At 59.1% G+C, this 25,431-nt stretch carries 19 protein-coding genes; 3 read left to right on the top strand and 16 right to left on the bottom strand.

Going from position 1 to position 25,431, the window contains the following annotated elements:
* The 4 genes from ACA057_RS28785 to rpsU form a co-directional block, all read right to left on the bottom strand.
* The gene (locus tag ACA057_RS28785; RefSeq protein WP_497344193.1) at nt 1–3,747 is read right to left on the bottom strand and encodes a bifunctional diguanylate cyclase/phosphodiesterase; all 3,747 of its coding nucleotides are present in this window, start codon (nt 3,745–3,747) and stop codon (nt 1–3) included.
* A 122-nt stretch (nt 3,748–3,869) separates the two neighbouring features.
* Nucleotides 3,870–5,720: an RNA polymerase sigma factor RpoD gene (gene rpoD, locus ACA057_RS28780; RefSeq protein WP_401353833.1), complete on the bottom strand. Its 1,851-nt coding sequence runs from the start codon at nt 5,718–5,720 to the stop codon at nt 3,870–3,872.
* Nucleotides 5,721–5,787: 67 nt separating this feature from the next.
* Nucleotides 5,788–7,767 carry a DNA primase gene (dnaG, locus tag ACA057_RS28775; RefSeq protein ID WP_497344191.1) on the bottom strand — a complete coding sequence of 660 codons (1,980 nt, stop codon included), beginning with the start codon at nt 7,765–7,767 and terminating at the stop codon, nt 5,788–5,790.
* Between the two features lie 470 nt (nt 7,768–8,237).
* A complete protein-coding gene (gene rpsU / locus ACA057_RS28770; protein WP_002551877.1) occupies nt 8,238–8,453 on the bottom strand; it encodes a 30S ribosomal protein S21 in 216 nt (71 codons plus the stop codon).
* A gap of 199 nt (nt 8,454–8,652) precedes the next feature.
* Between rpsU and tsaD the strand changes: the two genes are divergently transcribed.
* Nucleotides 8,653–9,678 (top strand): tRNA (adenosine(37)-N6)-threonylcarbamoyltransferase complex transferase subunit TsaD, encoded by a 1,026-nt coding sequence (tsaD, locus tag ACA057_RS28765; protein WP_401363502.1) that lies wholly within the window; start codon nt 8,653–8,655, stop codon nt 9,676–9,678.
* A gap of 23 nt (nt 9,679–9,701) precedes the next feature.
* Here the strand turns inward: tsaD and plsY are convergent, their stop codons facing one another.
* Nucleotides 9,702–10,271 (bottom strand): glycerol-3-phosphate 1-O-acyltransferase PlsY, encoded by a 570-nt coding sequence (gene plsY, locus ACA057_RS28760; RefSeq protein ID WP_401363505.1) that lies wholly within the window; start codon nt 10,269–10,271, stop codon nt 9,702–9,704.
* Nucleotides 10,272–10,345: 74 nt separating this feature from the next.
* Here plsY and folB point away from each other — a divergent pair, with 74 nt between their 5' ends.
* A complete protein-coding gene (folB, locus tag ACA057_RS28755) occupies nt 10,346–10,702 on the top strand; it encodes a dihydroneopterin aldolase (protein ID WP_497344188.1) in 357 nt (118 codons plus the stop codon).
* Nucleotides 10,693–11,211, top strand: coding sequence for a 2-amino-4-hydroxy-6-hydroxymethyldihydropteridine diphosphokinase (folK, locus tag ACA057_RS28750; RefSeq protein ID WP_497344186.1), 519 nt, complete (start codon nt 10,693–10,695; stop codon nt 11,209–11,211). The genes folB and folK overlap by 10 nt, the downstream gene beginning before the upstream one ends.
* Nucleotides 11,212–11,222: 11 nt before the next feature.
* Here the strand turns inward: folK and ACA057_RS28745 are convergent, their stop codons facing one another.
* The 11 genes from ACA057_RS28745 to ACA057_RS28695 all read right to left on the bottom strand — a co-directional run bounded on the left by ACA057_RS28745 (nt 11,223) and on the right by ACA057_RS28695 (nt 25,418).
* Nucleotides 11,223–12,452, bottom strand: coding sequence for a multifunctional CCA addition/repair protein (locus ACA057_RS28745; RefSeq protein WP_497344184.1), 1,230 nt, complete (start codon nt 12,450–12,452; stop codon nt 11,223–11,225).
* Between the two features lie 63 nt (nt 12,453–12,515).
* Nucleotides 12,516–14,078 (bottom strand): SpoVR family protein, encoded by a 1,563-nt coding sequence (locus ACA057_RS28740; RefSeq protein ID WP_497344182.1) that lies wholly within the window; start codon nt 14,076–14,078, stop codon nt 12,516–12,518.
* The gene (locus ACA057_RS28735; protein WP_007980218.1) at nt 14,075–15,346 is read right to left on the bottom strand and encodes a YeaH/YhbH family protein; all 1,272 of its coding nucleotides are present in this window, start codon (nt 15,344–15,346) and stop codon (nt 14,075–14,077) included. The genes ACA057_RS28740 and ACA057_RS28735 overlap by 4 nt, the downstream gene beginning before the upstream one ends.
* Before the next feature lie 204 nt (nt 15,347–15,550).
* The gene (locus tag ACA057_RS28730) at nt 15,551–17,473 is read right to left on the bottom strand and encodes a PrkA family serine protein kinase (protein WP_059407387.1); all 1,923 of its coding nucleotides are present in this window, start codon (nt 17,471–17,473) and stop codon (nt 15,551–15,553) included.
* Between the two features lie 297 nt (nt 17,474–17,770).
* On the bottom strand, nt 17,771–18,100 hold the full coding sequence (gene glpE / locus ACA057_RS28725) for a thiosulfate sulfurtransferase GlpE (RefSeq protein ID WP_497344179.1): 330 nt from the start codon (nt 18,098–18,100) through the stop codon (nt 17,771–17,773).
* Between the two features lie 33 nt (nt 18,101–18,133).
* Complete coding sequence (locus tag ACA057_RS28720) at nt 18,134–19,018, bottom strand: symmetrical bis(5'-nucleosyl)-tetraphosphatase (protein WP_497344177.1); 885 nt, start codon at nt 19,016–19,018, stop codon at nt 18,134–18,136.
* A complete protein-coding gene (gene apaG / locus ACA057_RS28715; protein WP_401363526.1) occupies nt 19,018–19,398 on the bottom strand; it encodes a Co2+/Mg2+ efflux facilitator ApaG/CorD in 381 nt (126 codons plus the stop codon). The genes ACA057_RS28720 and apaG overlap by 1 nt, the downstream gene beginning before the upstream one ends.
* 123 nt (nt 19,399–19,521) lie before the next feature.
* The gene (gene rsmA, locus ACA057_RS28710) at nt 19,522–20,340 is read right to left on the bottom strand and encodes a 16S rRNA (adenine(1518)-N(6)/adenine(1519)-N(6))-dimethyltransferase RsmA (RefSeq protein ID WP_497344175.1); all 819 of its coding nucleotides are present in this window, start codon (nt 20,338–20,340) and stop codon (nt 19,522–19,524) included.
* Nucleotides 20,337–21,326: a 4-hydroxythreonine-4-phosphate dehydrogenase PdxA gene (gene pdxA / locus ACA057_RS28705; RefSeq protein WP_497344173.1), complete on the bottom strand. Its 990-nt coding sequence runs from the start codon at nt 21,324–21,326 to the stop codon at nt 20,337–20,339. Before pdxA ends, rsmA begins: the two co-directional genes overlap by 4 nt.
* Nucleotides 21,323–22,639: a peptidylprolyl isomerase SurA gene (surA, locus tag ACA057_RS28700; protein WP_497344171.1), complete on the bottom strand. Its 1,317-nt coding sequence runs from the start codon at nt 22,637–22,639 to the stop codon at nt 21,323–21,325. Before surA ends, pdxA begins: the two co-directional genes overlap by 4 nt.
* Nucleotides 22,620–25,418 (bottom strand): LPS-assembly protein LptD, encoded by a 2,799-nt coding sequence (locus ACA057_RS28695; protein WP_497344169.1) that lies wholly within the window; start codon nt 25,416–25,418, stop codon nt 22,620–22,622. Before ACA057_RS28695 ends, surA begins: the two co-directional genes overlap by 20 nt.
* Between the last annotated feature and the right edge of the window lie 13 nt (nt 25,419–25,431).

Raw genomic sequence — 25,431 nt, 5'->3', positions numbered from 1 at the left:
TTATAGCGACGGTTTCTCGGCTGTGCTATCCGAAAAGTCTGAAACTCGTATACGAAGAAACGTCGCGGCGAATTCCTCCGGTGGCAAGGGCAGGCTGACGATGTAGCCCTGGATCTGTTCACAGCCTTCGGCGGCCAGGAATTGCTGCTGCGCGAGTGTCTCGACGCCCTCGGCGATCACGGTGAATTGCATGCTGCGCCCGAGCGCGATGATGGCGCGGACGATGGCGGCATCGTGCGGGTCATCCGGCAGGCCGCGGACGAAAGACTGGTCGATCTTGAGAATGTCCAGCGGCAAGCGCTTGAGATAACTCAGGGATGAGTAGCCGGTGCCGAAGTCGTCTATCGCCAGTTGCACGCCCAGGTGTTTGAGCTGATGCAGTACCGTCAGCGCTTCTTCTGCCTGGCTCATGATGAAGTTTTCGGTAATTTCCAGTTGCAGGAAATCGGGCCGGAGGTGGTTGTCCTTGAGCAGTTGTTCGATCCGGCCCAGCAGGTTCGGTTGACGCAGTTGCGCGCCCGCGAGGTTGACCGACAGCGGGCCGAGGCATTCGTAATCCAGGTTCCATTCGTACATCTGCCGACAGGCGGTTTCAAGGACCCAGTCGCCGATCTGCAGGATCATGCCGTTTTCTTCGGCCAGGGAAATGAAGTGTTCCGGCGGCACGTCGCCAAAGGTCGGATGGCGCCAGCGAATGAGCGCTTCGGCGCCGACCAGACGATGGTCGTCGAGGCTGATCTTCGGTTGGTAATGCAGGTGCAGCTCGTTGCGCTCGATGGCGCGTCGCAGTTCGTGCTCCAGCGCCACCCGTTCGCTGGCCTGGGCGGTGAGGTCGCGGGTGTAGCTTTCGACCCGGTTGCGGCCTTTGGCCTTGGAGCGGTACATCGCGGCGTCGGCATTCTTGACCAGCGTGGCGACGTCGCAGCCATCCTTGGGATACAGGCTGGTGCCGATACTGGCGCTGATGAAAAACTCATGCTCGCCGGCCTGGAACGGAGCGCCGAAGCAATTGAGGATTTTGGTCGCGATGTTGTCGGCATCGCTGGATTGCTGCAGGCCAGGCAGGAGGATGATGAACTCGTCGCCACCGAGGCGCGCCACGGTGTCAATGTCGCGCAACTGCTCCTTGAGGCGCACGGCAATGCCCTTGAGCAGCAGGTCGCCGACCGGGTGACCCAGGCTGTCGTTGATGTGTTTGAAACGGTCCAGGTCGAGGAACAGCACGGCGCCTTGTCCGCCGTTTTCCTGCTGGTTGTTGAGCGCGGTCAGCAGTCGGCTCTCGAACAGCGTTCGGTTCGGCAGGCCGGTCAGTGGGTCGTGGTGCGCCTGGTAGTCGAGCTTGGCCTGGGCATGTTTAAGGCTGGAAATATCGGCAAACACGGCGACAAAGTGGGTGATGAACTTGTCGCGGTTGCGCACCGCGCTGATGGTCAACCAGCTCGGGTAAAGCTCGCCGTTCTTGCGCCGGTTGGAAATCTCGCCTTGCCAATGACCTTCGGCGGTCAGTTGGTGCCACATGGCCGCATAGAACGCGCTGTCATGCAGGCCGGAGGCGAGCAGGCGCGGGGTGTGGCCGAGGGCTTCGCTCTCGCTATAACCGGTGATTTCGGTAAACGCGCGATTGACCGCACTGATGTGCTGTTGAGTGTCGGTGATCAACACACCCTCGGCGGTGCTCTCGAACACCGTGGCCGCTTGTTGCAGTTTTTCCTGCATCACGTGCCGCTCGGTGATGTCCCGGGCGATGGTCAACATGCAGTCTTCATCGCCGATCGGCAGCGGACGGCTGGACACCTCGCAGAGGCGGATCTGCCCGTCACTGCGGCGAATATGGCAACTGAAGTCGCGAACGAAACCGTCGCGGTGCAGCAGGTCAAGCATCTGTTTACGCTCATTGAGATTGACCCAAATGCCCAGGTCCAAGGCTGAGCGGTCCACCGACATCGCACTGTTGAAACCGGTAATCCGGCTGAACCCCTCGTTGACCTCCAGCAGCAAACCATCGCTCTGCCGAGACAGCAGCAAGCCGTCGGGGGAGGCATGGAAGGCCTTGGCGAATTTCTCTTCGGACGTTTGCAGTTGCTGCTGGGTTTCCTTGAGCTGGCTGATATCGCGCACAACCACCACCAACGCCGGTGTTGTATCGAGGTCGAACGGTTCAGCGGAGATCAGGCCGGTAAACACCTGCCCATTGTTGCGGCGAAAGGGCATCTCCAGGTTGCGGATGCTGCCGGCCTGTAGTCGTTCCAGCAATCCCGGCCCAACGCCGGGAATGCCCCAGATGTTCAGGTCGGTGGCGGTCTGGCCGATGACATCTTCGGCCTTGAGGCCAATCTGTTCTTCGAACGCTTCGTTGACCTCCAGCAGGCAGCCGTCGGAGAGGCGCGCGATGACCAGGATATCCGGGCATTGCTGGAACACCGAAGCGAACTTCTGTTCCGACAAGCGCAACGCTTCTTCGGTGCGCTTGGCCTCGCTGATGTCGATCATCAGCCCGCGCATCACCGGTTCATGGCCGTGTTCGATCAGGCTGACGATGTCGCGCACCCAAATGCACCGGCCATCGGCGGTGATCACGCGGTAATCGAGGCTGTGATCGCGCCCGGCCAGGACTTCGTGATCGCAGAAGGTCTGGGCGCGGGTCAGGTCGGCGGGGTGAATGATGTTGCGCCAGAAGCCCGGAATCAGCCAATGAGACAGCGGGTACCCGAGCAAATCCTCGGCATGGGGCGACACATAACTGTAAGTGAAGTCGGTGATCCGCGCTTCCCAGGCGATGGCCGAGAGGCTCTCCACCAGTCCGCGATAATGGTATTCGCTGCTGCGCAGTTCCTGTTCCAGATCCACCCGGCGCGAGATTTCCGAGCTCAGTCGGCGGTTGATCCGGATCACCGTTGCCAGCACGCCCACCAGAAGCAGTAATCCCGGCAGGCCGTAAACCAGTAAATCGGACCAGAATGTTCGGTGATCGAGAACGTTGCCGACCCAATGCTCCTGAATGGCGCTGATTTCACTGGGGGTCATGTCGGCGAGGACTTTGTCCAGGATGCCGACCAGTATCTTGTTGCCTTGCGGTACGCCCATGGCCAGTTGATAGCGATACGGGGTTTCTCCGCTGACATACAGCCCGTCGAGCTTGAGCTGGCGCAGACTCCAGACGCTGGAGGCGAGATCGCCCACCACCGCGTCCACTTCATCGGTCGCCAGCGCCTGCAACGCTGAGCTGACATTAGGCATCGCCACCAGATTCAAATCGGGATTGTGCGTGCGCAGCAGTTCGTGGGGGGCGTAGTTCTCCACCACGGCGATTTTCAGGCCGTACAGGTCTTCCAGCTTGCGCGGCTGGGGGCCGCCGACATGAGCAAGAATGACAATCGGAAAATCGAGATAGGGACGGGTAAACGACAGATAAGCCTGGCGCTCCGGGGTCGACATGATGCCCGGCAGCAAATCCAGCTTGGCTTGTTTGGCCTGCTCCAGGACCACCGTCCAGCTGACCGGCTCGATAGGGGTGAGCTTGATGGCCAGGCGTTGACGGATGAGGTCGATATAGTCCGCTGCAAGGCCCTGATAGCGGCCCTGATCGTCGCGAAACTCAAAGGGTGGCCATGACGCATCAACCCCCAGGCGCAAGTCCGGGTGGGCCGCCAGCCAGCGACGTTCATCGTCGGTCAGAGTCAGGGCGCCAGCCGTTGCGGTCCAAGTCAAAAGCGACAGCAAAAAAAGCACGGTCGGCAGTCTGGGCATAACGGTCTCGTTATGGCTCGGGGAATGTTTCGAGTGTAGACGGGCAAATCGGCGGGAGGGGCGTCGCGGGGGATTTAATCTGCATAAAGCAAAACCCCCGGCCTGGGCCGGGGGTTTTGTGATCACTCGTCGAGGAAGGAGCGTAAATGCTCGCTTCTCGTCGGGTGGCGCAGCTTGCGCAGCGCCTTGGCTTCGATCTGACGAATCCGTTCACGGGTCACGTCGAACTGCTTACCAACCTCCTCGAGGGTGTGGTCGGTATTCATGTCGATACCGAAGCGCATGCGCAGAACCTTGGCTTCACGGGCAGTGAGGCCGGAGAGCACTTCGCGAGTCGCTTCTTTAAGGCTCTCAACGGTAGCAACATCGATTGGCGACTGCATGGTCGAGTCTTCGATGAAGTCACCCAGATGGGAGTCTTCGTCATCACCGATCGGGGTTTCCATGGAGATCGGCTCTTTAGCGATCTTCAATACCTTGCGGATCTTGTCCTCAGGCATTTCCATGCGTTCGCCCAGCTCTTCCGGGGTCGGTTCGCGACCCATTTCCTGCAACATCTGCCGGGAAATACGGTTGAGCTTGTTGATCGTCTCGATCATGTGCACCGGAATACGGATGGTGCGGGCCTGGTCGGCGATCGAGCGAGTGATCGCCTGACGGATCCACCAGGTGGCATACGTCGAGAATTTGTAGCCGCGGCGGTATTCGAACTTGTCTACCGCTTTCATCAAACCGATGTTGCCTTCCTGGATCAGATCGAGGAATTGCAGGCCACGGTTGGTGTACTTCTTGGCGATGGAGATCACCAGACGCAAGTTCGCTTCAACCATCTCTTTCTTCGCGCGGCGGGCCTTGGCCTCACCGATCGACATGCGACGGTTGATGTCCTTGATCTCGGCGATCGTCAAACCGGTTTCGGTTTCCAGCGCGGTCAGCTTTTGCTGGCAACGAATGATGTCCGGCTGCAGGCGACCAATGGCTTCAGCGTATTTGCTTTTGCCTTTGGCCAGTGCGTCGGTCCAGCTTTCGTCGACTTCGTTGCCCGGGAACTGGCGCAGGAAATCGGCACGCGGCATGCGAGCATCACGGACGCAAAGTTGCATGATCGCGCGCTCTTGCTGACGCAGACGATCCAGGGCACTGCGAACACGCTCGACCAGGCCTTCGAATTGCTTCGGTACCAGTTTGATCGGCATGAACAGCTCAGCCAGGGCGATCAGCTCGGCAATTGCCAGCTTGTTGCCACGACCGTGCTTTTTCAGCGCCTTGCGGGTGATTTCCATCTGATCGGAGACAGCGCCAAAACGCTGTGCTGCGATGACCGGATCAGGACCGCTTTCGGCTTCTTCTTCGTCATCCGTCGTTGCTTCGGCGTCATCGTCGTCGGTGTCGTCGTCCGCTTTCACGGCTTTCGGATCGACAGGCGGTGGCACTTCGGCTGCAGGCGGCGCAATGCCGTCGTCCGGGTCGATATAACCGCTCAGGACGTCGGACAGGCGGCCACCTTCGGTGGTGACGCGAGTGTATTCGGAGAGAATATGGTCAACCGTGCCAGGGAAGTGCGCGATTGCGCCCATCACTTCACGGATGCCCTCTTCAATACGTTTGGCGATTTCGATTTCGCCTTCACGTGTGAGGAGCTCTACCGTACCCATTTCACGCATGTACATGCGCACTGGGTCGGTGGTGCGACCAATGTCGGTCTCGACCGCTGCCAACGCTGCTGCTGCCTCTTCGGCCGCGGCTTCGTCGGTATCGGCGTCGGCCAGCATAAGGGAATCCTTATCTGGCGCAACCTCGAATACGTTGATCCCCATGTCATTGATCATGCGGATGATGTCTTCCACCTGTTCCGGATCTGAAATATCCTCCGGCAGGTGGTCGTTGACCTCCGCGTAAGTCAGGTAACCCTGCTCACGACCAAGTGTGATCAACTCTTTGATACGAGACTGCTGTTGCGCTTTTCCGGACATAACACCCTATCCACTGAAGGTCTTGGCGGGCAAAAAACAAGCCGAGGATTATACCTGAGCTATGACCTCACGCGCCAGTTGAGGTCGGGGTTGATACAGCCATATTGCGTTTTAATAGGTCGCGCATCTGATTTGCGATCTGAATTGCTTCCTCCGCGGTCAGTCCTGGCTGCCTTGCTTTTCTGATTAATGCTTCCAGGCTATCCGTGTGTTGAGCCGCTGATAACCTAGTAATGGTGTCTAAAAACTGTCGTTCAAGGTTGTCGCCTTCAATCAGCCATTCCTTTTCTGCCAATGCTTTGAGCAATCGTCCCTGTTCGGTCCCGTGCCAGCGGGCCATTAACTGAATTGAGTTTAGCTTAGGATTTTTTTGCACGGCCTCGACAAGGGCCACCAACAGTTGCGCGTAGGTGTTGCTCTCATTGGCGAAGTGATTGGCGGTTTCTACCTTGCCCGCCAACTCCGGATGATGAATGAGCGTGCGCAGCGCAATTAACGTTGGGGCTTCCACGGCGATCGGGGTGCGCGGGGCGCTCTGTTGATCGCGATCACCGCCACGCTTGCCGTTCTTGTCCCAGGGCTTCTTGTCCCATTTCTTGCCGCCGGCACCGGGTTTCTTCGGCGTCCACTCTTGCTGCGGCGCGTACATCTCTTGCGCCTGCGGCTGATGGTAGTCGCTGTAATCCGGCATGGCGTCGTAATCGATGCCCGGATCGTAGGCCGGTGGCGCTTCCTGAGGTGCGCTGTGAACCAACTGACTGACGGCTTCACCGGTAAGGCCGGTGATTTCGGTCAGTCGTTGACGCATCAGGATGCGCAGGTTGGCGCCCGGGACTTTATCGATCAGCGGCGCCGCGAGGGTGGCCATGTGGGCCTTGCCTTCGAGCGAGCGCGGATCCGATTCCTCGGTCAGTTGCTGGAAGAAATAATCGGCCAGCGGTTGCGCGTGCTGATTGATCCGTGCGCGGAAGGCGTCAGTGCCTTCGGAGCGGACCAGCGTATCCGGGTCTTCACCTTCCGGCAGGAACAGAAAGCGTGCGCGTCGCCCATCTTGCAGGCACGGCAGGGCGGCTTCCAAAGCTCGCCAGGCGGCATTGCGGCCAGCTTGGTCGCCGTCGAAACAGAACAGCACGTTGGGTACGACGCGAAACAGTCGTTTCAAGTGTTCTTCGCTGGTCGCGGTGCCAAGCGTGGCGACGGCATTGCGCAGGCCTTGCTGGGCGAGGGCGATGACGTCCATGTAGCCTTCGACGACGATGATTTCGTCGAGGTTGCGGTTGTGCTTGCGTGCTTCATACAGGCCGTAGAGCTCCTGGCCTTTATGAAATACCGGGGTTTCCGGTGAGTTCAGGTACTTCGGTTTGTCGTCGCCCAGTACCCGGCCGCCGAAAGCGATGATGCGCCCGCGGCTGTCACGGATCGGAAACATCACTCGATCGCGAAAGCGGTCGTAGCGTTTGCCGGTTTCGGCGTTCTCGATCAGCAAGCCGGCATCGACCATGGCTTTTTGTTGCAGGGTGTCGCTGCTCAGGTGCTTGAACAGGTTGTCCCAGCCAGGCGGAGCAAAGCCGAGGCCGAAGTCCCGGGCGATTTCACCCGTCAGTCCGCGACCCTTCAAGTAATCCACAGCGGCTTTGCGCGATGGATGGCTCTTCAGGGCCTGCCGGTAAAAGTCGGCGGCGGCGGTGAGCAGCGGGTACAGCGGCGAATCAGTCGGCTGCCGCGGTTTGTGCGGCCGGCCGCTTTCTTCGCGGGGGATTTCCATGCCGGCGGCTTTGGCCAGTTCTTCGACAGCCTGGACGAAATCCAGGTTGTCGTGGTCCATCATGAAGCCGAGGGCGTTACCGCCAGCGCCGCAGCCGAAGCAATAGTAGAACTGCTTGTCAGGGCTGACGCTGAAGGAGGGGGTTTTCTCTTTGTGAAACGGGCAGCAGGCGGTGTAGTTCTTGCCGGCCTTTTTCATTTGCAGGCGCGAGCTGACCACATCGACGATGTCGGTGCGGTTCAGAAGGTCGTCAATGAAGCTCTGGGGAATTAGCCCGGCCATGGCGTTCTCGTCATCTGCGCTGAAATAGACCCGAAACGAAGGGCGGCTGGGTTTGAGGCGCGCAAAATGTGCGGCTCGACCAGTGTCGTCTGCGTAATCGCTGTCGGGAAGTGTATCTGCCGAAAATCCACTGACGTTAGTACCAATCAGTATTCGACTATTTGAAAGTATTGCGCTGAAATCCGCTGCGGCCAGTTGATGGCCTCGGATAGCTCATAAGCGGGCACGCAAGAAGGTGCCTTGGGCTGATCGTCGTGAGAGGAATCAGTGGGTGTGCTCGTCAGTAGCCTTGGAAGGCTCGTCAGAAAAGACGTGCACCGCTGGCAAAAGAGCCAGGTCTGACGCTGTGAAGCAGATTTGTCTCGGTCGCGTCTGCGGCTTTGACGGTGAAGCATCAAGCGTTTTCCGCAAATGCCATTAGCCCGGCTGAGGGCCGGGCTTGGCAGAAGCTTGCTACGAACGTCTGTGTATTAGTACAGACGAACGGCGCGGCGCTGTTCGCGCTGAACTTTCTTCGCGTGACGCTTAACAGCGGCTGCTGCTTTACGCTTACGCTCGGAAGTAGGCTTCTCGTAGAATTCGCGGCTACGAACTTCAGCCAGTACACCGGCTTTTTCGCAGGAGCGCTTGAAACGACGCAGAGCTACGTCGAAGGGTTCGTTCTCTTTTACTTTGACGGCTGGCATCCAGAGCTACCTTCATTCATTACCGGGGTCAACATCCTCGTGGCAAAAGAGCACTTGAAGACGTCGGTTTTTAAGGGTTGCGGATGTTAACCCCTCATCGCTCGGAATGCAAAGCCTCTGATCGAAAACCGCTGGTCGGGGCATCACGTGGCGACTATTATGCGCGCCTTCGAATTCAGCCTAAACAAGGCGCAAACCCATGCTAGTACTGGGATTAGAAACCTCCTGCGACGAAACCGGTGTCGCACTTTACGACAGTGAACGCGGCCTGCTGGCCGACGCGCTGTTCAGCCAGATCGACCTGCACCGCGCCTATGGCGGTGTGGTGCCGGAGCTCGCCTCGCGCGACCACGTCAAACGCATGCTGCCCTTGATTCGTCAGGTGTTGGCCGAGGCGGACTGCGTGCCGACAGAGATCGACGCCATCGCCTACACCGCAGGTCCTGGCCTGGTCGGTGCCTTGCTGGTGGGCGCTTCCTGCGCCCAGGCACTGGCGTTTGCCTGGGGCATTCCGGCGTTGGGCGTGCACCACATGGAAGGCCATTTGCTGGCGCCGATGCTGGAGGCGCAACCTCCGGAATTCCCGTTCGTCGCTTTGTTGGTGTCAGGCGGTCATACGCAGCTGGTTCAGGTCGATGGAATCGGGCAATACACGCTTTTGGGCGAGACCCTCGATGATGCTGCCGGTGAAGCGTTCGACAAAACCGCAAAAATGATGGGCCTCAATTATCCGGGTGGCCCGGAAATCGCTCGTCTGGCGGAACAAGGCGTTGCAGGACGTTTTACGTTTCCGCGTCCGATGTGCGACCGCCCAGGCCTGGCTTTCAGCTTCAGTGGCCTGAAAACCTTCGCGCTGAACACCTGGCAGCAGAGCGTCAGCGCCGGGGACGACAGCGAGCAAGCCCGTTGCGACATCTCGCTGGCGTTCCAGCAGGCCGTGGTGGAGACTTTGACCATCAAGTGCAAGCGCGCCCTGAAACAGGCGGGCATGAAGCGTCTGGTGATCGCTGGGGGCGTTAGCGCCAACAAGGCGTTGCGCACCTCGCTGGAGAAGATGCTCGGCGACATGCAGGGCGATGTGTTTTATGCCCGTCCGGAATTTTGCACCGACAATGGCGCGATGATTGCGTTTGCCGGTTGCCAGCGCTTGCAGGCCGGTCAGCACGAAAGCCTGGCGATCAGCGTGCAGGCGCGCTGGCCGATGGAGCAATTGTCGGGGTTGTGATGAGCGGCGCTCATGCGCGGTATTTAAAAATGCCGTTCGCGCCCGGCAAACAGGTCGCGTAGATTGCCGCGATGGCGCCAGACAATCAGTCCTGTGAGTGCGCTCATGGGCAGCAGCGCCGCCGGTTCTTGCCAGGCTAGCAGCGGCAGGGTCAGCGGTGTGGCGATCAAGGCGGCCAGCGAGCTGGTGCGGGTCAGGTAGAACGTCAGCAGCCAGGCACAGACCGCCAACAGCGCAGCAGGCGGGTACAGGCCCAGCAGCATGCCGGCAGCGGTGGCGACACCCTTGCCGCCGCGAAAGCGAAAGTACAACGGGAACAGGTGGCCGATGACGGCACTGACGCCGATCCAGGCCTGTTCTTGCAGCGAAAGGCCCACAAGGCCTGCGATCAGTACGGGCAGCAAGCCTTTGCAGAGGTCGCCGAGCAACGTCAGGACGGCGAGTTTTTTGCCGGCCAGGCGCAACATGTTGGTGGCACCGGCATTGCCCGAGCCACTCATTCGCGGATCGGGGTTACCGGTCAGGCGGCTGAGCAAAATGGCAAAGGACAGAGAGCCGAGCAGGTAGGCGAGGATCGCCAATAACCAAAACATGCTAACTATTCCGGGCGAGGACGCCCTGATTCTAACGGCGCAATGCGCCCTTGTCGTGCAGCGGAGAAAAGTGCTTGGACAGAGTGTTTATCGAGGGCCTGGAAGTCGACACCGTCATCGGTGCCTACGACTGGGAGCGAGGCATCCGACAGTGCTTGCGTCTTGATCTGAGCTTCGCCTGGGATAACCGCCCGGCCGCAGCCGGTGATGACCTGACGCTGGCACTCGATTACGCGAGCGTTTCGTCGCGCATCCAGGCCTTTGCCGAGCAGGCTCAATACCAGTTGGTCGAGACCTTTGCCGAGCGTTTGGTTGAGGTGCTGATGAGCGAATTCAAGATCAGCTGGATGCGCCTCAAGTTGACCAAGCCAGGCGCTGTCCCGGCAGCCACCGGTGGTGTGGGCGTGGAGATCGAGCGCGGATGTCGCTGACTCAGGTGTACCTCGGGCTCGGTAGCAATATCGAGCGCGAAACCCATTTGCAGGCTGGCCTCGACGCCCTGGCGGGGTTCCTGGTGGATATACGCTGCTCGGCGGTGTTCGAAAGCCAGCCGGTGGGCATCAAGAGCGGGCCGTTCTTCAACTTCGTGGTCTCGGCTTACACCGATCTGCCGCTGATTGAGCTGGACCGTCGGTTGAAATTCATCGAGGCGGACAACGGTCGTTACGCACCGGATCGCAAGGGTTTGCCGCTGGATATCGACGTGCTGCTGTTCGGCGATCTGGTCGGCAACTTCGATGGCTTGATCCTGCCGCGGGCCGAGATTCTGAAAAATGCCTTTGTGCTGTGGCCGTTGTCGCTGATAGCGCCGGATCGCGTGCATCCGGGTGTAGGCAAAAGCTTTGCAACGTTGTGGGGCGAGGCGCAGATAGATCAGGTGTTGGCGCCGGTGGCGTTTGAGTGGCGCGGTGAGCAGTTGACCCCTTCAGCATTGTTGTGACGCGAAGCTTTTCAGGCGGATGACGCCTCTTTGTAAGCTTTCAAAGCCTTGAGCCGCTCGCGTTTGATCGCCTCGCCCAACTCCGGCCCTTTGAATCCCTTCTCCAGCAACGGCTGAACCGCCACGCTGCGAGCCGCAGACGCTGCCCCGCGCAAATAATCCGCCTGTGGATAACTTCGCTGCTCCAGGCCTTTGCGCCCACGCGCGTCCATCTCGCACGCCGCGATAAATTCTTCGAACCGCTGCGGTCGACGGTAAACGTCGAAGCTCTGCAGCAACTCCAGCAAAGTCGACGCCTTCAGTTCCAGGGCGCGATGGCCGTGGGTGTGATATTTGCCCACCAGCAGCGCCAGTTCCTGGCAATCCTTCGGCGCCTTGAAGCGTTCATTGACCGCTTTGATCAGTTTCAAGCCCGTGTGTTCGTGAGCAATGTGCCGCGGCCATTCCTCCTTGGGTGTCAGGCCTTTGCCCAAGTCATGCAGCAAGCAAGCCCAGCGTACGGTCAGCGGTTGTTTATGCAGCGCCGCTTGTTCCAGCACGCTCAGGGTGTGTACGCCGGTGTCGATTTCCGGGTGATGAGCTTCCGGTTGCGGTACACCGAACAACGCATCAACTTCCGGCATCAACACCTTGAGCGCGCCGCATTCACGCAGTACTTCAATGAATACCTGGGGCTGATCTTCCATCAAGGCGCGGGAGATTTCTTTCCAGCTGCGTTCAGCGGTCAACGCCTCCAGTTCGCCTGACTCACTGAGTTGGCGCATCAGCTCCAGGGTTTCGGGTGCCACGGTAAAACCCATTTCGGCATAACGCGCCGCAAAGCGCGCAACGCGTAGAACCCTGAGCGGATCTTCGGCGAATGCGGGGGAAACGTGGCGAAGCAGGCGCGCTTCGAGGTCGCGCTGGCCGTGATAGGGATCGGTCAGGTTTTGCTGATCGTCTTCGGCCATCGCATTGATCGTCAGGTCGCGACGGATCAGGTCTTCTTCGAGGGTGACTTCGGGGCTGGCGTGAAAGGTGAAGCCGCCGTAACCGCGGCCGCTTTTGCGCTCGGTACGGGCGAGGGCGTATTCCTCACCGCTTTTTGGATGAAGAAACACCGGGAAGTCTGCGCCGACCGGACGAAAGCCCTTGGCGAGCATTTCTTCGGTGGTGGCGCCGACCACGACCCAATCGATATCGGTGACAGGTTTGCCCAGCAGGCGATCGCGAACCGCACCGCCAACTTTATAAATCCGCATAAAAAACCTCCGTTAGCTCGACAGAATAACCTTTGCGTCGAACTTCCGGAGGCACAAACAGGATCAAAGATGAATGACAGCCAGGTCCAGTCGGCCGTAATCGCCTTCAGCGTGTTCGCCTCTGGGCGGTACATGTTGGGTTTTCATCACTTGGTCGCCTTGCAGGGTTTCCAGGTGAATATCGAAGCCCCAGAGCCGGTGCAGGTGTTTGAGCACTTCCTCGGTGGACTCGCCCAGTGGTTTGCGGTCGTGTTGCTGGTGACGCAAAGTCAGGGAGCGATCGCCGCGCCGGTCGATACTGTAAATCTGCACGTTGGGTTCGCGATTGCCCAGGTTGTACTGTGCGGCCAGGGTTTCACGAATGATGCGGTAGCCTCCTTCATCATGAATCGCCGGGACCAGCAAATCGTCCTTCTGGTCGTCATCGAGAATGCTGAACAACTTCAGGTCGCGGATCACCTGCGGTGACAGGTACTGCAGGATGAAACTCTCATCCTTGAAGCTGCTCATGGCGAACTTGATGCTCGACAGCCAGTCGGTGCCGGCAATTTCAGGGAACCAGCGATAGTCCTCTTCGGTCGGGTGTTCGCACATGCGCCGGATGTCCCGGTACATGGCAAAACCCAGGGTGTAGGGGTTGATGCCGCTGTAGTACGGGCTGTCGAAGCCGGGTTGATAGACCACGCTGGTGTGGGACGTCAGGAACTCCATCATGAAGCCGTCGGTTACCAGGCCTTCGTCATACAGGTCGTTCATCAAGGTGTAGTGCCAGAACGTGGCCCAGCCTTCGTTCATCACCTGAGTCTGGCGTTGCGGGTAGAAATACTGCGCAATCTTGCGCACGATCCGCACGATTTCGCGCTGCCAGGGTTCCAACAGTGGCGCATGTTTTTCGATGAAGTACAGGATGTTTTCCTGAGGTTCGGCGGGGAAGCGTGCGTTGTCCTTGTCGCTGTATTTGTCCGCGCCTTTCGGAATGGTCCGCCACAGATCGTTGATCTGCTTCTGCAAATGCTCTTCCCGATCCTTCTGCCGACGGCGTTCTTCTTCCGCGGAAATCGGATACGGACGTTTGTAACGGTCGACCCCGTAATTCATCAGGGCGTGGCAGGAATCGAGCAAATCCTCTACCGCGTCGATGCCGTGGCGCTCTTCGCATTGCATGATGTACTGCTTGGCGAACACCAGGTAGTCGATGATCGAACTGGCATCCGTCCAGGTGCGGAACAGGTAATTGCCTTTGAAAAAGCTGTTGTGCCCATAGCAGGCATGGGCCACGACCAGCGCTTGCATGCAGATGGTGTTTTCTTCCATCAGATAGGCAATGCACGGGTCCGAGTTGATCACGATCTCGTAGGCCAGCCCCATCTGGCCGCGCGAGTAGGATTTCTCGGTGCTGAGGAAGTGTTTGCCGTAGGACCAATGGTGATAACCCAGCGGCATGCCGACGGAGGCATACGCGTCCATCATCTGCTCGGCGGTGATCACTTCAATCTGGTTGGGATAGGTGTCCAGGGCATAACGAGCCGCCAGGCGACTGATTTCTTTGTCGTAGGCCTGGATCAGCTCGAACGTCCATTCTGAGCCGGTGGAAATGGGTTGGCGCTTCTGCTCTTTGGCGGTCATGTCACTAACCTGCGCTGGAAGAGTTCACGGAAGACCGGATAGATATCCCCGGCCGAGACCAGTTGTTGCTGGGCAAAAGTGTCAGAAAAAGCTTCAGCGATGCGTTCGTACTCGAACCACAAGGCCTGGTGTTCGCGCGGGGTGATCTCAACGTAAGTGTAGTACTGCACGAACGGCATGATCTGGTTGATCAGGATGTCGCGGCAAATCGGCGAGTCGTCGTTCCAGTTGTCGCCGTCGGAGGCCTGGGCGGCATAGATGTTCCACTCATTGCTTGGATAGCGCTCGGCCATGATCTCCTGCATCAGTTTCAATGCGCTGGAAACGATGGTGCCACCGGTTTCCCGGGAGTAGAAAAACTCTTCCTCATCCACTTCGCGGGCGCTGGTGTGGTGCCGGATGAACACGACGTCGATCTTGTCGTAGTTACGCTTGAGGAACAGGTACAGCAAGATAAAGAACCGCTTGGCGATGTCCTTGGTCGCCTGGGTCATTGAGCCGGACACGTCCATCAGGCAGAACATCACCGCTTTGGAACTGGGGTTGGGCTGCTTGATGAGCAGGTTGTACTTGAGGTCGAAAGTGTCGAGAAACGGTACGCGATGGATGCGCGCACTGAGTTTTTCGATTTCCGCCTCGATTTCCTGAATATCGCCGAAGTTGTCCGGCTCTTCCTGCTTCAGTCGCAGGAGTTCTTCCTTGGCTTCACGCAATTTCGCCCGGCTGCTGCCGGACAGGGCGATTCGCCGTGCATGGGCCGAGCGCAAGGTGCGGATGATGTTGATCCGCGACGGGTTGCCCTCGTTGCTGATGCCTGCGCGAACGGTCTTGAAGGTGTCGGTGCCAGTCAGGTTGCGCTTGACCAGGTTCGGCAGTTCGAGGTCCTCGAACATGAATTCGAGAAATTCCTCCTGGGTGATCTGGAAGACGAATTCGTCCATCCCTTCGCCCGAGTTACCGGCCTTGCCCGGGCCTCGGCCACCGCCACCTCCGGGCGGACGGGCGATGTGCTCGCCGCTGGTGAATTCCTTGTTGCCTGGATGCACGACGGTCTGCTTGCCACCGCGACCGTGGTGAAGCACCGGCTCATCGATGTCGCGACCGGGAATGCTGATCTGTTCGCCGTGTTCCATGTCGGTAATGGAACGCCGACTGACCGCCTCTTCGACGGCCTTCTTGATGTGATCACGGTAACGCCGCAGAAACCGCTGACGGTTCACCGTGCTCTTGTTCTTGCCATTGAGACGTCGGTCGATCACATAGCTCATGACTGCTCCTTAGAAGCTGTCCTGAAAGGGGCGAGCGGTTATGCAGCATCGGACCGGTGCCAAGGGATGTTCACGCTCCCCCAAGCGCTTTTGGATGCTGCCTGAACCTCGCTACCGACTTTCGAACACCTTCCAGAGGTCTGTGTAACAGAAAAAGCGTACACAGGCCTCTGGCTGACGACAACCGGTCTGACCGGCAGCGGGTTACTGTGATTTTCTGACGCGCAGGTACCACTCGGACAGCAGTCGTACCTGTTTGTCGGTGTAGCCCCGCTCGACCATCCGTGTGACGAAGTCGTTGTGCTTCTGCTGGTCCTCTTTGCTGGCCTTGGCGTTGAAGCTGATGACCGGCAGCAGGTCCTCGGTGTTGGAGAACATTTTCTTCTCGATGACCACCCGCAGTTTTTCGTAGCTGAGCCAGGTTGGGTTCTTGCCGTTGTTGTTGGCCCGGGCGCGCAGTACGAAGTTGACGATTTCGTTGCGGAAATCCTTCGGATTGCTGATGCCGGCCGGTTTTTCGATTTTCTCCAGTTCTTCGTTCAGTGCTACGCGGTTGAGGATTTCGCCGGTTTCCGGGTCGCGGTATTCCTGGTCCTGGATCCAGAAGTCTGCGTACAGCACGTAGCGATCGAAGATGTTCTGGCCGTACTCGCTGTAAGACTCGAGGTAGGCGGTCTGGATCTCCTTGCCGATGAATTCGATATAACGCGGTGCCAGGTACTCCTTGAGGAAGCGCAGATAGCGTTCGCGGGTCTCGGCCTGGAACTGTTCCTGTTCGATCTGTTGTTCCAGCACGTAGAGCAGGTGCACCGGGTTGGCGGCGATTTCGTGCGGATCGAAGTTGAAGACTTTCGACAGAATCTTGAACGCAAAGCGGGTCGAAAGACCGTTCATGCCTTCGTCGACACCGGCGTTGTCGCGGTATTCCTGGATCGACTTGGCTTTCGGATCGGTGTCCTTGAGGTTTTCGCCGTCATACACGCGCATCTTGGAATAGATGTTGGAGTTTTCCGGCTCTTTGAGGCGCGAGAGCACGGTGAACTGGGCAAGCATCTTCAAGGTGTCAGGCGCGCAGTGAGCCTTGGCCAGCGAACTGTTGAACAAGAGCTTGTCGTAGATCTTCACTTCGTCGCTGACCCGCAGGCAGTACGGCACTTTGACGATGTAGATCCGGTCGATGAACGCTTCGTTGTTCTTGTTGTTGCGGAAGGTGTGCCATTCCGATTCGTTGGAGTGGGCCAGCAGGATCCCGGTGAACGGAATCGCCCCCAGGCCTTCGGTACTGTTGTAGTTGCCTTCCTGGGTGGCGGTCAGCAATGGGTGCAGCACCTTGATCGGCGCTTTGAACATTTCGACGAATTCCATCAGGCCCTGGTTGGCCCGGCACAGTGCGCCCGAGTAGCTGTAGGCGTCGGCGTCGTTTTGCGGGAATTCTTCCAGTTTGCGGATATCGACCTTGCCCACCAGTGCCGAGATGTCCTGGTTGTTTTCATCTCCCGGCTCGGTTTTGGCCACGGCGATCTGATTAAGGATCGACGGATAGAGTTTCACCACGCGGAACTGGCTGATGTCGCCGCCGAACTCGGCCAGGCGTTTGGTGGCCCATGGCGACATGATGGTGTTGAGGTAGCGCCGCGGGATGCCGAAGTCTTCCTCGAGGATCGCGCCATCTTCGGTGGCGTTGAACAGACCCAGAGGCGATTCGAATACCGGCGAGCCCTTGATCGCGTAGAAGGGCACTTTCTCGATCAGCTGTTTCAGCTTCTCGGCCAGGGATGATTTACCGCCACCGACGGGGCCGAGCAGGTAGAGGATTTGTTTCTTCTCTTCCAGGCCCTGAGCGGCATGGCGGAAATACGACACGATCTGGTCGATGCATTCTTCCATCCCGTGGAAGTCTTCAAAGGCCGGATAGCGGCGGATCACCTTGTTGGAAAAGATTCGCGACAGTCTCGAGTTGGTCGAGGTGTCGAGCAGCTCCGGTTCTCCGATGGCCAGCAGCAGACGCTCGGCGGCGGAGGCGTAGGCGCTGCGGTCCTGTTTACACAGCTCAAGATACTCTTGCAGCGAGAGTTCTTCCTGGCGTGTGGACTCGAAGCGTTGTTGGAAGTGGCTAAAGATACTCATGACGTCACCTCGCTCGATACGTGGAGCCGACGCCGGATCAGTCAGTCGATGCTGGCAGCAACCGGATATGCGATTGCTGTTTACCCCCCAGAACCCTTTCAAAGCGTACCGCCTCGAAAGCTACTCCCGATGACCCGCGCGCCGGTGTACCGGCTCTCCCCTGTTTTGGATGGCCTGCGCTTAAGGATAGTTGCTTATTCGGGAGGTAAAGGCGAGATACGTAATTAGTTGTGGCAGACCGTTCGTCTGCCACCGCGCTAGCCCGCGGCGGCCGGGGCCTCGCGTGTTACAAAAAAATTATTCGGAGGTGCCTTGCGCCGTTTCCGAAGGATAAATCGTACGCCACAGTTCGAAACCGCCATCCATGCTGTAGACGTCGGAGAAGCCCTGGCTGATCAGGTACGCCGCCGCACTCTGGCTTGAATTGCCGTGATAGCAGACCACTACCGTCGGTGCATCAAGGTCGGCGGCACGGATGAAATCCGAGATGGAAACGTTGTCCAGATGCTTCGAACCGCTGATGTGCAGCGCGGCATAAGTGGCAGGGTCGCGGACGTCGACCACCACTGCGCCTTGTTCGCGCAGGGCCTGGGCCTGTTCCGGGGGGATACGTTTGAATTCGCTCATGGCGGGCTCCTGTGGCTCGGCTGAAAGCGCAGTCTAGCGCGGGGCGTTGACTGACGATTGTTCGGACATTTGTGGGGCGACTGGTGGCACGGCAGCGTGGCCATGCTCGTCGCATTTGCAGGACAGGCGCTCAAAGCTGTCGACGTTCATCAGGGTCAGGGCGCCGCCCCAGACGCAACCGGTGTCGAGGGCCGAGATGCCCGGCTCCAGGACTTTGCCTTCCAGCGCGGCCCAATGACCGAAGATGATCTTCAGGCCTTTGGTCTTGCGCTCCTTGTGCTGGAACCAGGGTTTGTAACCCGGCGGCGCAGAGTCGAGGCCTTCCTTGCTCTTGAGGTCAAGCTTGCCTTCGGCGGTGCAGAAGCGCATGCGAGTGAAATAGTTGGTGATCACCCGCAGACGTGGCACGCCTGTGAGGTCGCTGTCCCATTTCGCCGGTTCGTTGCCGTACATGCCATCGAGGTAGGGCGGGAGCAGGTTGTCATCGCGCAGGGCAGCCTCGACCTCGGCGGCGCATTTCAGGGCTTTGCGCAGCGACCATTGCGGCGGAATGCCGGCATGCACCAGGGCCACGTTACGTTGCTCGTCGTAGTGCATGAGTTTTTGCTGACGCAGCCATTCCAACAGCTCGGCGCAATCGGGCGCTTCGATAATTTCGCGCAGGGTGTCGGCTTTCTTCAGGCGTTCGATGTTATTCCCGGCGGCCAGCAAGTGAAGGTCATGGTTGCCGAGTACGCACACCAGCGATTCGCGGATGCTATAGAGGAAGCGCAAGGTTTCCAGGGACTGCGGGCCGCGATTGACCAGATCGCCCACCAGCCACAGCCGATCCTTTGCCGGATCGAAGGCGACTTTTTTAAGCAGGCATTGCAGCGCTTCAAGGCAACCTTGCAAGTCACCGACAGCATACGTCGCCATCAGTGCAAGGCTCCGGGCACCGCCAACCGGAAGGGTGCGATGACAGCGTCGAAGTGTTGACCGTCGTCGGCGACCATCTGGTAAGTGCCCTGCATCGTGCCGACCTTGGAGGTCATGACCGTGCCGCTGCTGTAGGTATGGCTCTGGCCCGGCTCGATCAGCGGTTGCTGACCCACAACGCCGGCGCCGCGTACTTCCTCGACATGCCCGTCGCCGTCGGTGATGACCCAATGCCGTGACAGCAACTTGGCCGGTAACTCGCCATTGTTTTGCACGGTAATGGTGTAAGCGAAGGCAAAGCGTTCGTGCTCGGGTTGCGATTGTTCTGCCAGATAGCGAGTGACGACGCTGACGTCGACCTGATAACGAGGATCGGACATGCAAGAGGCCTTAAAATCGAAGCGGGACGCGGGGCGTAGCTGATGGAACTCAGTCTAGGCCAAGTATCGGGTAGTAAACCAGACATGACGGCCGGTGTCCTACCCGATAACGCTTCAAGCCTGTCAGATGTCGGCAGGCGTCTGTAGGACTTGTTCGCTGAGCTTGTCGGCCAGGCGCACGAAAGCGGCCAGGTCGAGCTGCTCGGGACGCAGGCTGCCATCGACGCCGGCAGCTTCGATTTCATCGTTGCTCAGCAGTAATTTGAGCGTGTTGCGCAGGGTCTTGCGGCGCTGATTGAAGGCCTCGCGGACGACGCGTTCCAGCAGTTTGTGATCCTTGGCCGGGTGCGGCAATACGGCGTGCGGCACCAGGCGGACGATGGCGGAATCGACTTTCGGCGGCGGATTGAACGCGCCCGGACCCACGTTGAACAGGTGCTCAACCCGGCAGTGATACTGAACCATGATCGACAAACGGCCCCAATCACCACCGCCGGGACCGGCCGCCAGACGCTCGACCACTTCCTTTTGCAGCATGAAGTGCATGTCGCGAATCAGGCTGGCGTTATGCAACAGATGGAAAATCAGCGGCGTGGAGATGTTGTACGGCAGGTTGCCGACCACTCGCAGAGTGTTCGGCGCGGCGTTCAGGCTGTTGAAGTCGAACTTCAGTGCATCACCCTGATGCAGGTTGAAGTTGCTCTTGTGGGCGAACTGCTGATTGAGGATCGGGACCAGATCCTTGTCCAGCTCGACCACGTCCAGCTGAGCGCCACTGTTGAGCAGGCCTTGGGTCAGCGCGCCCTGGCCCGGACCGATTTCCAGCAGGTGATCTTCAGGCTTGGCGCGGATGGCACGCAGGATGCGGTCGATAACGCCGGCATCGTGCAGGAAGTTTTGGCCAAAGCGTTTGCGCGCCTTGTGTTGGTAATGCTCGGTCATAAACGGGTCTCGGCCATCTGGTAGGCGGTTTCCAGGGCGACTTGCAGGCTGCCGGTATCGATTTTGCCGCTGCCGGCCAGATCCAGGGCGGTGCCGTGGTCGACCGATGTGCGGATGATCGGCAAGCCGAGGGTCACGTTGACTGCCGCGCCGAAGCCTTTGTATTTCAGCACGGGCAGGCCCTGGTCGTGGTACATCGCCAGCACCGCGTCGCAGTGCTCCAGATATTTGGGGGTAAACAGAGTGTCGGCGGGCAGGGGGCCGCGAAGGTCCATGCCCTCGCCGCGCAGGCGCTCTAATGTAGGTTCAATGATGTCGATTTCTTCATGGCCCAGGTGTCCGCCTTCGCCGGCGTGCGGGTTGAGCCCGCAGACGAGGATGCGTGGCCGGGCGATGCCGAATTTTTCTTGCAGGTCGGCGTACAGAATCCGCGTGACCCGTTCCAGGCGCTCCGGTGTGATTGCATCGGCAATCTCGCGCAGGGGCAGGTGAGTGGTGACCAGGGCCACGCGCAATCCGCGAGTGGCGAGCATCATCACCACTTGCGCGGTGTGGGTCAGGTCGGCGAGAAATTCCGTGTGCCCGGAAAAGGCGATCCCGGATTCATTGATCACGCCCTTGTGCACCGGGGCGGTGATCATGCCGGCGAAGTGCCCGTCCAGGCAGCCTTGGCCCGCTCGGGTCAGGGTTTCCAGGACGAAAGCCGCATTGGCCTTGTCCAGTTGCCCGGCGGTGACCTTGGCGTTGAGCGGCGTATCCCAGACATACAGGCTGTTGGCTGGCGCGGGTGCATCCGGCCAGTGGTCCGGGGTTACCGGCAGCAAATCGACAACCACACCCAGCTGCGCGGCCCGCTCAAGGAGCAGGTCGCGGCTGGTAATGGCAATCAGGGGATGTGGCTGGGCTTGCGAGGCGAGCAGCAGGCACAGGTCAGGACCTATGCCCGCCGGTTCGCCGGGTGTCAGCGCGAAACGTTTGGGTTTCACTGTGTTGCCTGGTCTGCACCAGGGAGTTTGATCTCTACGTACGCTTCGTCACGGATCTGACGCAGCCAGGTTTGCAGCTCTTCGTCGTATTTGCGGTTACGCAAGACGGTCATGGCTTGCTGCTCACGCGCTTGAGTCGTGTTGTCGGTGGCGCGGCGCCCAAGGACTTCCAGGACGTGCCAGCCATATTGGGTCTGGAACGGCTTGGACAGCTTGCCTTGAGGGGTCTTGGCCATCACTTCGCGGAACTCGGGCACCAGTGCATTCGGGTCGATCCAGTTCAGGTCGCCGCCGTTGAGCGCGGAGCCCGGATCTTCCGAGTAGCTTTTCGCCAGTTCGCCGAAGTCTTCGCCCGATTCGATACGGGTGTAGAGGGATTCGGCCAGCGCTTTGGTTTTTGCTTCGTCGCGAATCGGGCTCGGCTTGACCAGGATATGACGCACATGCACTTCGTCGCGCACCTGGGTCTCACCGCCACGCTTGTCGAGGATCTTCAGGATAATGAAGCCGCCCGGTGTGCGCATCGGTTGAGTAATGTCGCCGACTGCCATGGTGCCCAGCATGCGATCGAACGGAGGTGGCAATTGAGCGGCTTTACGCCAGCCCATGTCGCCGCCTTCCAGAGCGGTTTCGCTGGCGGATTTGGCGATTGCCAACTGACCGAAGTCAGCGCCTTGCTTGAGCTGCTGGTACACCGCATCTGCTTGCTTGGCGGCATTCTGAATCGCGTCGGAGTTGGCGCTTTCCGGCGTAGGAATCAGGATGTTGGCCAGGCGGAACTCTTCGGACAACTGCATTTTGCCAAGGTCGGAAGCGAGGAAGTTCTTCACTTCCTGCTCGGAGACCTGGATGCGCTCGGCCACACGGCGCTGACGCACGCGGCTGATGACCATTTCACGGCGAATCTGGTCACGCGCATCTTCATAAGACAGACCGTCGCGAGTCAGGGCGGCGCGGAATTGATCCACCGTCATGTTGTTGCGCTGGGCAATGGTGCCGACAGCCTGGTTCAGTTCTTCATCGGTGATGCGGATACCGGAACGCTCGCCGATCTGCAATTGCAGGTTTTCGACGATCAGACGCTCAAGTACCTGCTGATCCAGTACGCCGGCCGGCGGCACGGCAGCACCGCGTTTGGCGATGGTTTGCTGAACTTCATGAACGCGTTGGTCCAGTTGGCTCTGCATGACCACGTCGTTGTCGACGATGGCCACTACTTTATCGATGGACTGTACCGCGGCGTTGGCCGCAGTACCCAGGAACAGCGCGCCCAGCATCAGCGGGCGCAGACAATCAGAAAGCTTGGTCTTCACGTTCACGATAACCTTGAATGCCTTTGTCGAGGAAGCTCTCTACTTTGGCGCCGGTGAGGCCGCCGAGTCCCTTCAGAACAATTTGGAGGAAGACGCCATGGTCGCCTTTTTCGTTTTGCGGAGCTTCCTGACTGAATTCGTCGTAGGAAACCCAGTAACGGTTGATCAGGCGCAGTTTCCAGCAGCAGTTGTCGTACTCGAAACCACCGAAGGCTTCCAGGGTACGGTTGCGGTTGTAGTCATACTGCCAGCGGCTGATGGCGTTCCATTGCGGCACGATCGGCCAGATCACCGAGAAGTCGTGCTGTTCGATTTTGTAGTAATCCTTCACGTAGCCAGGCGTGCCCGGGGTGCCGTAGTCACCACCACCCACTTGCCATTTACCAGTGGTCTGGTCGTAACGGATCTGGTCATTGCGATAGCGATAGCCGGCGTTGATGACCTTGTTCGGGTTGTCTTCAGGCTGGTAGTGGAACATCGCGCTGCCCGAGCGTGGGCTGCGGCTGTCCGGGTCCCAGTTGTAATCGGCCGTGGTGCGCCAATCGCGGTTCCAGCGGTATTCGTATTCCAGCGCATAAGGCGAAACATTGGCATGCGCATCGTCGCGGGTTTTGGCATCGATACCCGGCAACTGGACTTCACGGTCCTTGAAGTACAAGGCCTGGCCGACGCTGATGCGTTGACGTTCGAAGCCGTTGTCTTCGATCCAGCGGTTGGTCACGCCCAGGGACAGTTTGTTCTCGTCGCCGACACGGTCGGAGCCGGAGAAACGGTTGTCACGGAACAGCGACGCGTAGTTGAAGGTGTACTCGCCGGTGTCGAATACCGGAATGTCTTCCTGGTCTTTCTCAGGGACATAGAGGTAGAACAGGCGCGGTTCCAGGGTCTGGCGATAGTTCTTGCCGAACCAGGTGGTGTTGCGATCGAAGTACAGGCCGCTGTCGATGCTTGCGATCGGGACGCCACGGCTCTGATTGGTGCCGAATGTGCCGTTGAGCTTGTCCTGTTCCGCGGTCTGTGCTGCAACCTGGCTTTTACCGATGCTGTCCAGATCCAGTTGATACTGCGTGTACTGGTACTTGAGCGATGGCTTAAGGAAACCATACGTCCAGTTCAGCGGCAGGCTTACGACTGGCGCCAGGTTGAGACGGTCGCCGTTGGCGCGCGCCAGACCTTGAACGTTGGTGTCGAGCCGTGGAGATACGTTGCCGTCTTCGTCGGTGTAGTTACCGTTTTGCAGATCCCGGTCAAACCGTACGATTTCAGTGTTGTACTTGAAATCCAGGCCACCCGGATGGTACGGCAGCGCACCGTCGAAGGTGATCTGCGGCAAACGGTCATACGGCGTGATGTTCGACACGGTCGCCAGCTGATAAGCCTGGGCGTTGATACGTGCGGTGTAATCGTCGCCGCGATAGCTGACCGAACCTTGCTGATTCACGTAGTCGGCACTTTTCACGCCAATCTGATCGGTTTGCAGATCCTGGAAGTAATACGGATCGCTGATGTTGGTGTAATCGACCTGAGTGAATACCCGCGAATCCAGACCACCCTTGTGCTGCCAGTTGTACATGTAGCGGGTTTTGTCGTAGTCGCTTTGCTTGCTGCGCTCGTTATCTTCGTCGTTGAGGTATGCGGCGCCGAACTGACCTTCACTGGATTGGGTCAGGTAGCGGAACTCGCCTTCCATCAACAAGCCGCGCTTGCCCATGTAGCGTGGGTACAACGTGGCATCGTAGTTCGGTGCCAGGTTGAAGTAGTACGGGGTCACCAGCATGAAGCCGGTATCGCTGCCGGTGCCGATGGTCGGCGGCAGGAAGCCCGACTGGCGACGGTCGTCGATCGGGAAGTAGATGTACGGCGTGTACAGGACAGGAATGTCCTTGACCCGCAGTGTCACGTTGGTCGCGGTACCGAAGCCGGTGGCCGGGTTCAAGGTGATGTTGTTGCCCTTGAGCTGCCAGGCGTTGCTGTTCGGCTCGCACGTGGTGTACGTACCATCCTTGAGGCGGATGATCGCGTTCTCGGCACGTTTGGCGTACAGCGCGTTACCGCGGATGCGTGATTTGTGCATCACGTATTCGGCGTTGTCGATCTTGGCTTCACCGGTGTCGAGTTGCACGTCGGCGTGGTCGCCCACGATCAGCGCGCCGTTGTCGCGAACACGCACGTTGCCGCTCAGTTCGCCACGGCTCTCGGCCTGGTAGAGGTTCGCTTCGTCGGCTTCGACCTGCATGCTGCCCTGACGCATGACCACGTCACCGGCCAGGGTGGCGACCTGCTCATCCTGCTTGTAGCGGGAGGCCTTGGCACCGAGGAAGGTCGGAGCGTCACTTTTGTTCGTCTTGTCATTCATGCCAGGACGAATCGGTTCGATATAGGAACCAGAGCAGTAAGGACCGGTTTCGGCCAATTGCGCTGCAGTGAGGTTCTCGCGCGGAACCCAGTCGAGGTGGCTGTAGTCTGCACTACGCGACTTCAGGCCGCGGCCCTTGGACTCGGTGACGAGTACAGGTTTGGCGCCGGTGTCTTCGCTGGAGCCGCTCTCGGTCGCAGGCTCGCCGCCCGAGCTGACCGCGCTGCCGTCATGGACGGGGCGAGGTGGCAGCGCAGCTGCTGGAGATTTTGGCGCACAGTCCCAGGCACCCGAAGCAGAGACTGAGCAGTCATACTGTTCCGCGGCGACCACGAATGAAGTGGCTAGAGGTTGCAGGGCCAGCAGACTGCCGGTAACCAACAACGGAAATTTTTTACGAAACGCGGGGGATTTCAATGCCATCTTATTAGTCCGG

The sequence above is a fragment of the Pseudomonas sp. LBUM1661 genome (assembly GCF_059695925.1).
This window is presented reverse-complemented; position numbering and strand designations above follow the sequence as displayed.

What these genes read in the sequence shown, in the direction of transcription:
- glpE (WP_497344179.1), bottom strand. Translation starts at nt 18,100, where the DNA reads ATGAGCGAATTCAAACGTATCCCCCCGGAACAGGCCCAGGCCCTGCGC.
- ACA057_RS28740 (WP_497344182.1), bottom strand. Translation starts at nt 14,078, where the DNA reads ATGACCGCCAAAGAGCAGAAGCGCCAACCCATTTCCACCGGCTCAGAA.
- folK (WP_497344186.1), top strand. Translation starts at nt 10,693, where the DNA reads ATGTCGCTGACTCAGGTGTACCTCGGGCTCGGTAGCAATATCGAGCGC.
- rsmA (WP_497344175.1), bottom strand. Translation starts at nt 20,340, where the DNA reads ATGACCGAGCATTACCAACACAAGGCGCGCAAACGCTTTGGCCAAAAC.
- apaG (WP_401363526.1), bottom strand. Translation starts at nt 19,398, where the DNA reads ATGTCCGATCCTCGTTATCAGGTCGACGTCAGCGTCGTCACTCGCTAT.
- tsaD (WP_401363502.1), top strand. Translation starts at nt 8,653, where the DNA reads ATGCTAGTACTGGGATTAGAAACCTCCTGCGACGAAACCGGTGTCGCA.
- ACA057_RS28735 (WP_007980218.1), bottom strand. Translation starts at nt 15,346, where the DNA reads ATGAGCTATGTGATCGACCGACGTCTCAATGGCAAGAACAAGAGCACG.
- ACA057_RS28720 (WP_497344177.1), bottom strand. Translation starts at nt 19,018, where the DNA reads ATGGCGACGTATGCTGTCGGTGACTTGCAAGGTTGCCTTGAAGCGCTG.
- ACA057_RS28745 (WP_497344184.1), bottom strand. Translation starts at nt 12,452, where the DNA reads ATGCGGATTTATAAAGTTGGCGGTGCGGTTCGCGATCGCCTGCTGGGC.
- rpsU (WP_002551877.1), bottom strand. Translation starts at nt 8,453, where the DNA reads ATGCCAGCCGTCAAAGTAAAAGAGAACGAACCCTTCGACGTAGCTCTG.
- rpoD (WP_401353833.1), bottom strand. Translation starts at nt 5,720, where the DNA reads ATGTCCGGAAAAGCGCAACAGCAGTCTCGTATCAAAGAGTTGATCACA.
- ACA057_RS28730 (WP_059407387.1), bottom strand. Translation starts at nt 17,473, where the DNA reads ATGAGTATCTTTAGCCACTTCCAACAACGCTTCGAGTCCACACGCCAG.
- ACA057_RS28695 (WP_497344169.1), bottom strand. Translation starts at nt 25,418, where the DNA reads ATGGCATTGAAATCCCCCGCGTTTCGTAAAAAATTTCCGTTGTTGGTT.
- ACA057_RS28785 (WP_497344193.1), bottom strand. Translation starts at nt 3,747, where the DNA reads ATGCCCAGACTGCCGACCGTGCTTTTTTTGCTGTCGCTTTTGACTTGG.
- dnaG (WP_497344191.1), bottom strand. Translation starts at nt 7,767, where the DNA reads ATGGCCGGGCTAATTCCCCAGAGCTTCATTGACGACCTTCTGAACCGC.
- plsY (WP_401363505.1), bottom strand. Translation starts at nt 10,271, where the DNA reads ATGTTTTGGTTATTGGCGATCCTCGCCTACCTGCTCGGCTCTCTGTCC.